Source organism: Streptomyces sp. NBC_01750 (assembly GCF_035918095.1).
In the GTDB taxonomy this organism is placed as follows: domain Bacteria; phylum Actinomycetota; class Actinomycetes; order Streptomycetales; family Streptomycetaceae; genus Streptomyces.
In genome coordinates this window covers 2,493,624-2,506,688 of sequence record NZ_CP109137.1, presented here as the reverse complement: position 1 = coordinate 2,506,688, position 13,065 = coordinate 2,493,624, and the positions used below count along the sequence as shown (strand labels likewise).

The 13,065-nt window shown below is 70.7% G+C and carries 11 protein-coding genes and 1 pseudogene; 9 read left to right on the top strand and 3 right to left on the bottom strand.

Translation table 11 applies throughout. From position 1 onward, the window contains the following. Positions 1-1,200: a hypothetical protein gene (locus OG966_RS11390; RefSeq protein ID WP_326649401.1), complete on the top strand. Its 1,200-nt coding sequence runs from the start codon at positions 1-3 to the stop codon at positions 1,198-1,200. On the opposite strand, the pseudogene OG966_RS11385 reads toward OG966_RS11390, so the two are convergent. Then, a pseudogene (locus tag OG966_RS11385) lies at positions 1,201-1,353 on the bottom strand (PadR family transcriptional regulator); the annotation flags it as partial. A gap of 146 nt (positions 1,354-1,499) precedes the next feature. Continuing rightward, entirely contained in the window at positions 1,500-2,747 is a 1,248-nt protein-coding gene (locus OG966_RS11380) for a glycosyltransferase 87 family protein (RefSeq protein WP_326649400.1), read from the bottom strand. Positions 2,748-2,847: 100 nt separating this feature from the next. On the opposite strand from OG966_RS11380, the gene OG966_RS11375 reads away from it, so the two are divergent. Together OG966_RS11375 and OG966_RS11370 are read left to right on the top strand one after the other, a co-directional pair. Next, complete coding sequence (locus OG966_RS11375) at positions 2,848-3,990, top strand: glycosyltransferase family 4 protein (protein WP_326649399.1); 1,143 nt, start codon at positions 2,848-2,850, stop codon at positions 3,988-3,990. A 262-nt stretch (positions 3,991-4,252) separates the two neighbouring features. Continuing rightward, complete coding sequence (locus OG966_RS11370) at positions 4,253-5,872, top strand: GMC oxidoreductase (protein ID WP_326649398.1); 1,620 nt, start codon at positions 4,253-4,255, stop codon at positions 5,870-5,872. Positions 5,873-5,896: 24 nt separating this feature from the next. Here OG966_RS11370 and OG966_RS11365 read toward each other — a convergent pair whose 3' ends face one another. Next, a complete protein-coding gene (locus OG966_RS11365) occupies positions 5,897-7,693 on the bottom strand; it encodes an AMP-dependent synthetase/ligase (protein WP_326649397.1) in 1,797 nt (598 codons plus the stop codon). 281 nt (positions 7,694-7,974) lie between these two features. On the opposite strand from OG966_RS11365, the gene OG966_RS11360 reads away from it, so the two are divergent. From OG966_RS11360 to OG966_RS11335, 6 genes are all read left to right on the top strand, one after another. Beyond that, positions 7,975-8,742 carry a metallophosphoesterase family protein gene (locus tag OG966_RS11360; RefSeq protein ID WP_326649396.1) on the top strand — a complete coding sequence of 256 codons (768 nt, stop codon included), beginning with the start codon at positions 7,975-7,977 and terminating at the stop codon, positions 8,740-8,742. A 91-nt stretch (positions 8,743-8,833) separates the two neighbouring features. Further along, on the top strand, positions 8,834-9,283 hold the full coding sequence (locus OG966_RS11355) for an SRPBCC family protein (protein WP_326649395.1): 450 nt from the start codon (positions 8,834-8,836) through the stop codon (positions 9,281-9,283). Continuing rightward, positions 9,283-10,557 (top strand): ArsA family ATPase, encoded by a 1,275-nt coding sequence (locus tag OG966_RS11350; RefSeq protein ID WP_326649394.1) that lies wholly within the window; start codon positions 9,283-9,285, stop codon positions 10,555-10,557. The genes OG966_RS11355 and OG966_RS11350 overlap by 1 nt, the downstream gene beginning before the upstream one ends. A 74-nt stretch (positions 10,558-10,631) precedes the next feature. Further along, complete coding sequence (locus tag OG966_RS11345) at positions 10,632-11,072, top strand: DUF5304 domain-containing protein (RefSeq protein ID WP_326649393.1); 441 nt, start codon at positions 10,632-10,634, stop codon at positions 11,070-11,072. A gap of 67 nt (positions 11,073-11,139) precedes the next feature. Continuing rightward, positions 11,140-12,081 carry an ROK family glucokinase gene (locus OG966_RS11340; protein ID WP_326649392.1) on the top strand — a complete coding sequence of 314 codons (942 nt, stop codon included), beginning with the start codon at positions 11,140-11,142 and terminating at the stop codon, positions 12,079-12,081. A gap of 126 nt (positions 12,082-12,207) precedes the next feature. Beyond that, entirely contained in the window at positions 12,208-12,975 is a 768-nt protein-coding gene (locus tag OG966_RS11335; RefSeq protein ID WP_326649390.1) for an endonuclease/exonuclease/phosphatase family protein, read from the top strand. Positions 12,976-13,065 lie beyond the last annotated feature (90 nt).

Below are 13,065 nucleotides of genomic sequence, written 5' to 3'. Positions count from 1 at the left end.
GTGCGGCGTGTGGCGGGGCTGGGCCTCGCCGCGGCGCTGCTGGTGTCCGGCTGCGCGGCCCCCGAGGCGCCCGGCACCGCCGTGCGGGACATCCGGCGGACGCTGGACGAACGCGCGGCCGCCGTCCTCGGCCACGACCGGGGCGCCTATCTGGACGCTCTCGCGCCCGAGGCCACGCGGCTGCGGGCCACGGCGGGCAAGGAGTTCGAGAACCTCGCGGACGTGCCGCTGCGCTCCTGGGAGTACCGGCTGGGGCAGGTGCGGCGCCAGGGATCGCGAGCCGTCGCGGAGGCCGAACTGCGCTACCGGATAGACGGCTACGACACCGCGCCCGTGATCGCTTCCCGCAGGCTGGAGCTGGCCGAGCGTGACGGCCGCTGGTACGTGACGGCCGACCGCGCGGCCAAGGGCGCCGCCCAGCAGCTCTGGCAGCAGGGCGACGTCCAGGTCGTACGGGGCAGACACAGCATCGTCCTCGCCGTCGGCCAGAAAGCCGAACGGCTGCGCTCGCTCGCGGCGACGGCCGACCGCGCCGTGCCCGCCGTATCAAAGGCCTGGCACTCGAAGTGGACGGGCCGTGTGGTCGTCCTCGTCCCCGCCTCGCTGGACGCCATGGGCGCGCTGCTGGGCGCGCCGGCCGCCGGATACCGGGGGATAGCCGCGGTCACCACCGGCGAGACCGGAGCGGCCGGGAAGGCGCCCGCGGACCGGGTGATCGTCAACCCGGAGGCGTACGGAGTGCTCGGCGACTTCGGCCAGGGCGTCGTGCTCATCCACGAGACCACCCATGTGGCCACCCGCGCCCATACTTCGGCGGCCACGCCGATGTGGCTCTCGGAGGGCTTCGCGGACTGGGTGGCGTACCGGGACACGGGCCGTACGGCGGGCCAGGCCGCCCCGGAACTCCAGCGCGCGGTCCGGCGAGGCGACGTGCCCGCCGCGCTGCCGGACGACGCTGACTTCGCCTTCGGCGGGGACGCGGACGGGCTGGCGCAGGCGTACGAGGGCGGCTGGCTGGCCTGTGAGCTGATCGCCGCGCGATGGGGCGAGGAGCGGCTCACCTCGTTCTACCGGGCCGTCGGGGAGGGGAAGGACCGGGCGGGTGCGGTGGAGAAGGCGATGAACGACGTACTCGGCACGACGCCCGCGGACTTCACGGTGCGGTGGCGCGAGTATCTGCGGGAGCGGCTGGAAGGCTGATCAGGGCCGGAGCTGCGCGATGGCCTCGCTGAGCCACCGCTTCTCCTCGTCGCCCGTAGCGCGGGCGATCCGCAGCATCCCCTGCCGGAAGAGATCGCCGGCCTCCTCGGCCCGTACGGGGCTGCCGTCGCGGTAGAAGAAGCTCGCCGGTGTCCCGGCTGCGTCGTCCAATTGCCGCTCGCCCATGCCCTGACGGGGCTCGGACTGCCGGGGGTATGCCTGGCGATGGGAGTGGCCACGGCGCTGCAGGGCGGGGTGCTCGGGCGGCTCTTCGGGCGGATGCGAAGTCAGGCGCGGGGTCAGGAAGCGAGCGTCGCGGTGTCGCGGGTCGGCTGATTCGGCAGGGGGCGGCGGCCCGGCCCGCTCACCGTCCGGCACCACAGCCGTCGGCAGGCGGTCAGTGCCGCTGCGACCAGTAGTCCGTTGCGTACGGCGAGCAGCAGCACGCCCAGCGGGTCGCTCGCCACCACATGCGAGAACAGAAGCGGGAACTCCAGCTGCGTCGTCCCTGTGGCGGCCAGCACCAGCCAGGCAGGCAGCGCCATCCGGCTCGCCCGGAAGGTGAGGCAGGCGGCGGCCGCACCGACCAGCCAGATCAGGTACTGGGGGCTGATCACCCGGCTCGTGGCGGTGAACAGCAGCAACGCGGCGAAGGCCGCGTCGCACGGTGTGCCCGGCCCGAACACCTTCGCCCGCAGCCGCCACCACACCAGCCAGCCGAGGGCGAGGAAGCTGAGGGCGAGCGCGAGGACGGAGACGAGAGGGACGTACGGGCCGAGGAACTCCACCGAGCCGTAATTGAGCAGCGCCTCGCCCCGCCAGCCGAAGTGCCTCGCCACATGGAAGGCCAGCCCGCCCAGAGACTCGATCTCCGTGCCCCGGTCGCGCTGGGAGGTGATGAACGCCGGCGCGCCCGGCAGTACCCCGCAGAGCAGCAGTGTCAGCCCTGCCGCGGTGATCGCAGCGGTGGTCCAGGAGCGGCGGGTGGACCGGCCGCGCGGGGTGCCGACGAGCAGCAGTAGCGGCCAGATCTTCAGCAGCGCCCCGAAGCCCGCCAGCGCGCCCAGCGTCCGCGGACGGCGCGCGCCGGCGAGCAGCGCGGTGACGGCGACGGCCGTGACCATCAGGTCGTAGCGGGCGTACGCGGTGGGGCCGAGCAGTGGCACGCCCCAGGTCCACACCCACAGGCCGCGCCGCGATTTTCCGGGCCGCCCGGCCGCGTACAGCAGCAGGCCGAAGACGAGCGCGTCACAGTACAGGATGAGGACGAAGAAGGCGGAGGCGTAGCCGAGCCAGGGGAGCACGGCCGGGGAGAGGATCGCGAGCGCGGCTGCGGGCGGGTACTGCCAGGTGACGTCGTCCAGCGGAAATGTGCCGGCCTTCAGCACCTCGTACCAGCCCTGGTAGATCACCGAGACGTCGCTGGTGACATCCGGGCCCGGCAGTTCGACGACCTTGAAGACACAGAGCAGCAGCGCGGTCCTGCTGAGGATCCACACCGCGATGGAGAGCCGGGTGCCGCCGTTGCCGCCGCGTACGCCTGCCATGCGCGCCTCGTCCCTTTCGTCCCGGTCCGGGGGTGCCCATGATGCCTGGCAGGGCTGTGCGGGAGCGATCAGGCAGGGCCGTTCGGTACTGTCGGCGACGATGCACAAGACCTTGATCGTGACCAACGACTTTCCGCCCAGGCCCGGCGGCATCCAGGCGTTCCTGCACAACATGGCGCTGCGTCTGGACCCCGAGCAGCTCGTCGTCTACGCATCTACCTGGAAGCGCGGCCGCGATGGCATCGAGGCGACCGCCGCGTTCGACGCCGAGCAGCCCTTCACCGTCGTACGGGACCGTACGACGATGCTGCTGCCGACACCGCGTGTCACCCGACGGGCCACCCGGCTGCTGCGCGAGCACGGCTGCGAATCCGTGTGGTTCGGGGCGGCGGCCCCGCTCGGGCTGATGGCCCCCGCCCTGCGCAGGGCGGGGGCGCGCCGACTGGTGGCCACCACCCACGGCCATGAGGCCGGCTGGGCGCAACTGCCCGCGTCCCGGCAGCTGTTGCGCCGGATCGGCGAGGGCACGGACACGATCACCTATCTCGGTGAGTACACCCGCTCCCGGATAGCCGCCGCTCTGACACCCGAGGCCGCCGGCCGGATGACCCAACTGCCACCCGGCGTCGACGAGAAGACCTTCCATCCGGGTTCGGGCGGGGATGTGGTCCGCGAGCGGCTCGGTCTCGCCGGCCGGCCGGTGGTCGTCTGTGTGTCCCGGCTGGTGCCGCGCAAGGGCCAGGACACCCTGATCCTCGCGATGCCCGCGATCCTGGCGAAGGTGCCCGCCGCGGTGCTGCTGATCGTCGGCGGCGGTCCGTACGAGAACGATCTGCGAAAGCTGGCGAGCGAGAGCGGGGTCGCGAAGTCCGTGCGCTTCACCGGCTCCGTCCCCTGGGAAGAGCTGCCCGCCCACTACGGCGCGGGTGACGTCTTCGCCATGCCCTGCCGTACGCGCAGGGGCGGTCTCGATGTCGAGGGCCTCGGCATCGTGTATCTGGAGGCGTCGGCGACCGGGCTGCCGGTCGTCGCCGGCGACTCGGGCGGCGCCCCCGACGCCGTACTCGACGGAGAGACGGGCTGGGTGGTCCGCGGCGGCTCCGCCGAGGAGTCGGCCGAGCGGATCGTCGCGCTTCTCGAGGACCCGGGGCTGCGCCGGCGGATGGGGGAGCGCGGCCGGGAGTGGGTCGAGGAGAAGTGGCGCTGGGATCTGCTCGCGGAGAAGCTCAAGACGCTGCTCTGACGCGGCCTGAACGCGCCCTGAGCCTGCAAGCGCCCCGGAGAGCTCCCTGACGCTCTCCGGACGGTTCCCGGCCGCCGTGGGGCTCACTCTCGGACGGCGGCCGGCCGAGCCGCCGGCTGAGCGCGTCACGGTTTCCGGCCCGCCGGCCCGTCCGTGGCCGAAGCCTGCGGACCGCACGGCCGAAGACGCACTCTTGACGGCCTTTCAGATTGGGTCCGCGCGACATATAGGCGGAGTCGGATATTCCGCTCATGATGCGCCCATGACATCACATCTGACGCGCCGTCAACTGCTGGGCCTGGCAGCCCTGCAGGCCGCGGCCGCGTTCGGCTTCACCCGCATTGGTCTCTCCTCGGCAGCCGCCGTGGAGCCTTCCGCCGCCGACTACGCCCCCGCCGTCGTGATCGGCTCCGGCTACGGCGCGGCTGTCGCCGCACTCCGCCTCGGCGAGGCGGGCGTCCGCACGGTCGTCCTGGAGATGGGCCGGCTCTGGGACACCCCGGGCCCGGACGGAAAGATCTTCTGTACCACCGGAGCGCCCGACCAGCGCTCGATGTGGTTCCGCACCCGAACCGAGGCGCCGCTGGCCACGTTTCTCTGGCTGGACGTCGTCAACAAGAACATCAGCAGCTACCCCGGCGTACTCGACCGCGTCCGCCACGCCGAGATGTCGGTCTTCGTCGGCCGCGGCGTCGGTGGCGGATCGCTGGTCAACGGCGGAATGGCGGTGACCCCGCTGCGTTCGTACTTCTCCGAGGTTCTGCCACAGGTCGACGCCACGGAGATGTACGACACCTACTTCCCACGGGCCCGCGCGATGCTCGGCGTCAACACGGTCGACCCGGCCTGGTTCGAGTCCACCGAGTGGTACCGCTTCTCGCGGATCTCCCGCAAGCACGCCCACAACGCCGGGCTGAAGACCGTCTTCGTCCCGAACGTCTACGACTTCGGCTACATGCAGCGCGAAGCCACCGGCCAGGCCACCAGGTCGGCGCTCGCGGGCGAGGTCATCTACGGCAACAACCACGGCAAACGCAGTGTCGACAAGACCTACCTCGCGGCCGCCCTCGGCACCGGCAACATCACCATCCAGACCATGAACCGGGCCAGAGCGATCCGGACAGAGCCCGACGGCAGCTACGTCCTGACCGTCGATGTGACGGACAACGCGGGCCGGGTCGTGGAGACCAGAGAGCTCGGCTGCAGACAGCTCTTCCTCGGCGCCGGCAGCCTCGGCACCACCGAACTCCTGGTGCGCGCCCGGGAGACCGGCACGCTGCCCGCCCTCAGTACCGAGGTCGGCAGGGGCTGGGGTCACAACGGCAATGTGATGACCGGCCGCGCCAACCACATCTGGGACACCGTCGGGGCGAACCAGGCGACCATGCCCACCATGGGCATCGACGACTGGGCCAACCCCACCAACCCCGTCTTCGCGGAGATAGCGCCGCTGCCGATGGGGTTCGAGCACTGGATCAGCCTCTATCTGGCGATCACCAAGAACCCTGAGCGCGGCACTTTCTCGTACGACGCCGCCACCGACTCCGCGAAGCTCAACTGGACCCGGTCCCAGAACCAGCCCTCCGTCAACGCGGCCAAATCGCTCTTCGACCGCATCAACAGGGCCAACGTGACCATCTACCGGTACGACCTGTTCGGCGGCAACAAGACCTTCGCCGACGACTTCACGTACCACCCGCTCGGCGGCTGCGTACTGGGCCGGGCCACCGACAACTACGGCCGCGCCAAAGGATATTCGGGGCTCTACGTCACCGACGGCGCCCTGGTCCCCGGCTCGATCGGGGTCAATCCGTTCGTCACGATCACCGCACTCGCCGAACGGAACATGACCCGGATCATGGCCGAGGATCCCAGGGGCTGAACAGAGGCATACCTACCGAGGCGCTCAGCCCCGGTAGATCGCCTCGATCTCGTCGGCGAAGTCCTTCGCCACCACATTGCGCTTCAGCTTCAGCGACGGCGTTATGTGCCCCGCCTCTTCAGTGAACTGGGAGGAGAGAATGCGGAATTTCCGCACCGATTCCGCCTTGGACACGGCCGCATTGCCGTCGTCCACCGCCTGCTGGACCTCCGCCAGCAGATCCGGGTCGTCGCGCAGCTCCGCCGCCGTCGAACCGGTCGGCTTGCCGTTGTCCGAGGCCCACCGCCCGAGGAACTCCTCGTCGATGGTGACCAGCGCGCCCACGAACGGGCGGCCGTCGCCCACCACCATGCACTCCGCGACCAGCGCATGCGCGCGGATGCGGTCCTCGATCACCGCGGGAGCGACGTTCTTGCCGCCCGCGGTGACGATGATCTCCTTCTTGCGGCCCGTGATCGCGAGGTAGCCGTCCTCGTCCAGGGTGCCGATGTCGCCCGTGTGGAACCAGCCGTCGGCCAGCGCGTCAGCGGTGGCGGCCTCGTTGTTCCAGTACCCCTGGAAGAGATGCTCGCCGTGCAGCAGCACCTCGCCGTCATCCGCGATCCGCACCACCGAGCCCGGCAGCGGCTGACCGACCGTGCCGATCTTCTGGCGGTCCCACGGGTTGAACGCGGTCGCCGCACACGACTCGGTGAGGCCGTAGCCCTCGAGCACAGTGAAGCCGATACCGCGGAAGAAGTGGCCGAGCCGCTCGCCCAGCGGAGCGCCGCCGGAGACCGCGTACTCACCGCGCCCGCCGAGGACCGCCCGCAGCTTGCTGAAGACGAGCCTGTCGAAGACCTTGTGCTTGATCTTGAGGCCGACCGACGGGCCTTCGGGAGTCCCCAGCGCGCGGCTGTAGGTGATGGCCGTCTGCGCGGCCTTGTCGAAGATCTTGCCCTTGCCGTCCGCCTGGGCCTTCGCCCGTGCCGAGTTGTAGACCTTCTCGAAGACGCGCGGCACACCGAGGATCAGCGTCGGCCGGAAGGAGGCCAGCTCATCGGTGAGGTTCTTGATGTCGGGCACACAGCCGAGCTTGATCGGCGCCATCACGGCCGCGAGCTCGACCATGCGGCCGAAGACATGCGCGGCCGGGAGGAAGAGCAGCACGGAGCTCTCGCCCGTACGGAACAGCGGCTTGAGGCGCTCGACCAGGTTGCCGCACTCCGCGAAGAAGCTGCGGTGGGTCAGCACACAGCCCTTGGGGCGGCCGGTGGTGCCCGAGGTGTAGACGATCGTCGCCGGATCGTCCGCCTTGGCGGTGGCGCTGCGCTCGTCGACGGTCTCCTCGCTGACATCGGCGCCGGCCGCGATCAGTTCGTCGACCGCGTCCTTCTCGATCTGCCAGACATTCCGGAGACCGGGCAGCCGGTCCCGTACGGAATCCACGGCGGCGGCGTGCGCGTCACCCTCCACGATCACCGCGACCGCGCCCGAGTCGCCAAGGATCCACTGGACCTGTTCGGCGGAGCTGGTCTCGTACACCGGGACGGTGACCGCGCCGGCGCTCCAGATCGCGAAGTCGAGCTGCACCCACTCGTATCTGGTGCGGGACATCAGGCCCACCCGGTCACCGGGCTGGACACCCGCGGCGATCAGGCCCTTGGCTGCGGCCCGCACCTCCGCGAGGAATTGCTTGGCATTGACGTCCGTCCAGACGCCTGCCACTTTGCGGCCCATGACGGCGACATCGGGATGCTGAGTGGCATTGCGGCGGATGAGATCCGTCAGGTTGCCGTCCGAAGGGACCTCGTACAGGGCCGGAAGGCTGAACTCGCGCAAGACTGCTGCTCCTCATCGGGCGCCGGCGCCACGGCTCTGTGTGATGCACCGGCAGCGGTCCAAGATCGGGCAGGTGCTCATGTGGGGTGAGCACGACCGGACTGCCCGGACGTTACCCATCAGTACTCGGTTCCGGATAGGGGGTTCCGGCCAGATGTTCGGTGCGTCACACGCGTATGGCAGTGCTTCGCGCAGAGTAGTCCACGCTCGAGACGGCTCGGTAGAACGGCTGATCCGTCCCGTACTACCCAGGCGCCACAGGGCGTCCTAGGGTGATCGTCATGCGAGTCAATGTGGTCAGTGACGTGCACGGCAACGCCAAAGATCTCGCCATGGCGGGCGACGGCGCCGATGCCCTCATCTGTCTCGGCGACTTGGTGCTCTTCCTCGACTACGCCGACCACTCGCGCGGCATCTTCCCCGACCTCTTCGGCGTCGACAACGCCCACTTGATCGTGGAACTGCGCACGGCCCGCCGCTTCGACGAGGCCCGTGAGCTGGGGCGCAGACTATGGACCGAGCTCGAGATGGACCGGGAGAGCGCCATCGAGTCGGCCGTACGACGCCAGTACGCCGAGATGTTCGCGGCCTTCCCCACGCCGACGTACGCCACCTACGGCAATGTCGACATACCGTCTCTCTGGCCGGAGTACGCACACCCGGGCACCACCGTCCTGGACGGCGAGCGCATCGAGATCGGCGGCCGCGTCTTCGGCTTCGTCGGTGGCGGACTGCGCACCGAGATGCGCACCCCGTACGAGATCTCCGACGAGGAGTACGCGGCCAAGATCGAGGCACTCGGAGAGGTCGATGTGCTCTGCTCGCACATCCCGCCCGAGGTTCCCGAGCTGACCTACGACACCGTCGCGCGCCGCTTCGAGCGGGGCAGCCACGCCCTGCTGGACGCGATCCGCCGCACCCGGCCCGCGTACGCGCTCTTCGGCCATGTCCACCAGCCGCTCGCCCGCCGGATGCGCATCGGCAGGACGGAGTGCGTCAACGTCGGCCATTTCGCGTCGACCGGGCGACCTTGGGCCCTGGAATGGTGAGACCGGGCCGTGGAGTGGCGGCCGGTCGGGTCGCGGTAGCCTGCACACCACACCACCCCCGGTCCGAACCGCACTGTGAGGAGCCGCAGCGATGGCGGAACACACCAGCTCGAGCATTACGATCGAGGCGGCGCCGGCCGATGTGATGGGCGTGATCTCCGACTTCGCCCGCTACCCGGAGTGGACCGGCGAGGTGAAGGAGGCCGAGGTGCTCGCCACCGACGCCAAGGGCCGCGCCGAGCAGGTCCGGCTGGTCCTCGACGCCGGCGCGATCAAGGACGACCACACCCTCGCGTACACCTGGAACGGCGAGAACGAGGTCAGCTGGACGCTGGTGAAGTCCCAGATGCTGCGCACCATCGACGGCTCGTACACCCTCGCCGCGGTCGGCGGCGGTGACCGCACCGAGGTCACCTACCAGCTGACCGTCGACGTCAAGATCCCCATGCTCGGCATGATCAAGCGCAAGGCCGAGAAGGTCATCATCGACCGCGCCCTGGCCGGTCTGAAGAAGCGCGTCGAGAGCGGGCCCGCCGCCTGATGCGCATGGTCCTCGTCACCGGCCTCGGCGGCGCGGGCCGTACCACCGTCGCCGCCGCCACCGCGCTTGCCGCGGCCCGGCGCGGCAAGCGAGCACTGTTCCTCTCCGCCGAGCCCGGTGAGGTTCTCGGTGTGCCCGTCACCGGCCGTCCCGGCGAACCCGCCGAGGTCACCGACGGCCTGTGGGCCGCGCGGGTCGACTCCGGCGCCGACTTCCGCGCCGAGCTGCTCACCCTCCAGGAGCGCAGCACCGCCGTGCTCGATCTGCTGGGCGCGGCGCGGCTGGAGGACGAGGAGCTGACCGAGCTTCCGGGCAGCGACCAGTTCGCGCTGCTGCGCGCGCTGAGGACCGCCGCCGGTGGCGACTGGGATGTGGTCGTCGTCGACATGCCGCCGCTGCGCGAGACCATCGCCCTGCTCGCCCTGCCGGAACAGCTGCGCCGCTATCTGCGCCGACTGCTGCCGGCCGAACGGCAGGTCGCCCGCGCGCTGCGTCCGATGCTCGCCCAGCTCGCCGGCGTACCGATGCCCGCGCAGTGGCTCTACGAGAGCGCCGGGCGCTGGGACACCGAACTGGCCGGTGTCCAGACGGTGATCGAATCCAGCAGCACGACCCTGCGGGTCGTCGCCGAGCCCGGACCCGGGGCCGCCGATGCCCTGTGCGCGGCCCGCGCCGGACTCGCGCTGCACGGACTGCGGATCGACACCGTCGTACCGAACCGGATCCTGCCGCTGGACTCGGCCGACACCTGGCTCGCCACCCTCTCCGCACAGCAGGGCAAGTATCTGCGCCAGTGGTACGAGGAGTGGGCGCCCGAGGCCTCGCTCAGCGAGGTGCGGCACCTCGGCCGCGACCCGCGCGGCCTCGACGACCTCGCGCTCCTCGACACGCGGTCCGCACCCACCACCTTCGAGGCGGCAGGCACGGGCAGCGGACTCCCCCTCGAGTGCGCCGGCGAGGGACTCGCCGTCGCACTCGAGGGGGAGTCCGAAGAGCGCCGCGACGACCCCTGGCGGGTCGAGTACGCGGGAACGGCGGACGACGAGGACGACCTGCGCTACGTCTGGTGCCTCCGCATGCCGGGCGCCGTGAAGGAGGACGTCTCGCTGGTGCGTCGCGGCGACGAACTGCTGGTTACCGTCGGTCCGTTCCGCAGGATCGTTCCGCTGCACTCCGTGCTCCGGCGCTGCACCGTCTCGGGCGCGGGCCTCGCCGACGGGGTACTGACGGTCCGCTTCACCCCTGACCCCGAGCTGTGGCCGCGGGCCCGCTGAACGCGGCGCCTCCATTCGGGTAACGTCGAGGGTACGAACCCTCCGTTCCGCCCGCCCTTCCGCAGGAGTACGCCATGAGCGATGCCACTGAGCGTCCCGCCGTCGACGACGACGCCTGGGCCAAGGCGTGCGCCGAGGACCTGGAGGCGGAGAAGGCCCGCCGCCGCGCGCAGTCCGGGGCGACGCCCGGCTCCGCGGGCGAGGAGCTGCGCAAACTGCTCGACGCGGTCGCCGACAAGGTCTCCTCGTTCCAGACGTCGTTGCCCGGCATGGCCGCGCAGAACGCCGTGCAGCAGCTGGTCAACCAGGCGAAGTCCGCCGTCGAGCCGGTCATCGAGCGCAACCCGGAGATCTTCGACCACCTCGCGGCGGCCGGCGGCGAGCTGCTCGCCGCCTATCGATCCGCGGTCGAGGGGCATGAGCGACGCTGGACACAGGGGCCGAACTCCTCCGCCGACGCCAAGGACCCGCGGGACGAGGGCCCGGGGCCGAGCGAGCACGTCGACCTGGACTGACACGGGACGGTGCCCGCCCTCGGGTACGGTTGGCCTTAGCGGGGCTCGACCGAAAACTGAGGGACACATGGGACTCACCATCGGCGTCGATATCGGCGGCACGAAGATCGCGGCGGGGGTCGTCGACGAAGAGGGCACCATTCTCGAGACGCACAAGGTGCCCACCCCGTCGACGCCCCCGGCGATCGTCGACGCGATCTGCGCTGCTGTCGCCGGGGCCGGCAAGGGGCACGTCATCGAGGCCGTCGGCATCGGTGCCGCCGGATACGTGGACGACAAGCGCGCCACCGTCCTGTTCGCGCCGAACATCGACTGGCGCCACGAACCGCTCAAGGACAAGGTCGAGCAGCGCGTCGGGATGCCGGTGGTCGTGGAGAACGACGCCAACGCGGCCGCCTGGGGCGAGTATCGCTTCGGCGCCGGTCAGGGCCACGAAGACGTCATCTGCATTACGCTCGGCACCGGTCTCGGCGGCGGCATCATCATCGGTAACAAGCTGCGCCGCGGGCATTTCGGCGTGGCCGCGGAGTTCGGCCACATCCGGGTGGTCCCGGACGGTCTGCTGTGTGGCTGCGGCAGCCAGGGCTGCTGGGAGCAGTACGCCTCGGGGCGGGCCCTCGTCCGCTACGCCAAGCAGCGCGCCAACGCCACTCCGGAGAACGCCGCGCTGCTCCTCGGGCTCGGCGACGGCACGGTGGAAGGCATCGAGGGCAAGCACATCAGCACGGCCGCCCGGCAGGGCTGCCCGGTCGCGATCGACTCCTTCCGTGAACTGGCGCGCTGGGCGGGCGCGGGCCTGGCCGATCTGGCCTCGCTCTTCGACCCGTCGGCGTTCATCGTGGGCGGCGGTGTCTCGGACGAGGGCGAGCTGGTCCTCGACCCGATCCGCAAGTCCTTCCGCCGCTGGCTGATCGGCGGCCAGTGGCGCCCGCACGCCCAGGTGCTGGCGGCCCAACTGGGCGGCAAGGCGGGCCTGGTGGGCGCGGCGGACCTGGCGCGCCAGGGCTAGTTTCCGACCTGAACCGTTTTCTCTCCGCAATCGCCGGGCGGGCCGAATACCGGCCCGCCCGGCGATTGTGGTCCGGGGTCCGGGGCGAAGCCCCGGAAAAGGCCCGCACCGACGTATCTTGCTCACATGGCGATCACCGGGATTCCCGACTCCCGCACCGAGCCGGACGGTTCGGCCGTGATCCGGGTACTCAGCTACAACATCCGCTCGATGCGCGACGACGAGGACGCACTGGTCCGGGTCATCCGTGCCTGCCGGCCCGACCTCGTGTTCGTCCAGGAGGCCCCGCGCTTCTTCCGCTGGCGCAAGCACGCGGCGCGGCTCGCTGCCAGGAGTGAGCTTGTGATGCTGTCCGGCGGAGCGACCGCGACCGGGCCGATGCTGCTCTGCTCACTGCGCGCGACCGTGGAGCGTACGGAGGATGTGCTCCTGCCGCACACCCCGGGTCTGCACCGGCGGGGCTTCGCCACCGCGGTGGTACGGATCGGGTGTGCCCGGATCGGGCTGCTGAGCTGCCATCTGAGCCTGCAGACGGACGAGCGCTTTGCACAGTCCGGGATGCTGCTGGACCGGCTGACGGCGATGGACGTGCCGTACGCGATTGCGGCCGGCGACCTCAACGACCGGCCCACCGGGCGGAGCTTTCGCCGGCTGGCGGCGGAACTGCAGGACTGCTGGGCGGTCGCGCCATGGGGTGGTGAGCACACCTCGACACCCGAGAACCCGCATCAGCGGATCGACGCGATCTTCGCGACCGAAGGTGTCGAAGTGCTGGGCTGCGGAGTGCCGTTGGACCTCCCGGGCATCACCGCGTCCGACTTGCGCGCGGCGACGGACCATCTGCCGGTGCTGGCGGCGCTGCGCGTCCCCGCGGTCGGAGCGCGTGCCGCCTGAACCGCGACCGGCGGACGGAGTCCCGGCGGAGGGAAATCAGACTGAGTCCCGGCGGAGGGAAATCGACAGACAAGAGAGAGATCAGCAGAA

Coding starts and splice junctions, on each gene's coding strand:
- OG966_RS11380 (WP_326649400.1), bottom strand. CDS start 2,747: ATGGCAGGCGTACGCGGCGGCAACGGCGGCACCCGGCTCTCCATCGCG.
- OG966_RS11375 (WP_326649399.1), top strand. CDS start 2,848: ATGCACAAGACCTTGATCGTGACCAACGACTTTCCGCCCAGGCCCGGC.
- OG966_RS11370 (WP_326649398.1), top strand. CDS start 4,253: ATGACATCACATCTGACGCGCCGTCAACTGCTGGGCCTGGCAGCCCTG.
- OG966_RS11360 (WP_326649396.1), top strand. CDS start 7,975: ATGCGAGTCAATGTGGTCAGTGACGTGCACGGCAACGCCAAAGATCTC.
- OG966_RS11355 (WP_326649395.1), top strand. CDS start 8,834: ATGGCGGAACACACCAGCTCGAGCATTACGATCGAGGCGGCGCCGGCC.
- OG966_RS11350 (WP_326649394.1), top strand. CDS start 9,283: ATGCGCATGGTCCTCGTCACCGGCCTCGGCGGCGCGGGCCGTACCACC.
- OG966_RS11345 (WP_326649393.1), top strand. CDS start 10,632: ATGAGCGATGCCACTGAGCGTCCCGCCGTCGACGACGACGCCTGGGCC.
- OG966_RS11340 (WP_326649392.1), top strand. CDS start 11,140: ATGGGACTCACCATCGGCGTCGATATCGGCGGCACGAAGATCGCGGCG.
- OG966_RS11335 (WP_326649390.1), top strand. CDS start 12,208: ATGGCGATCACCGGGATTCCCGACTCCCGCACCGAGCCGGACGGTTCG.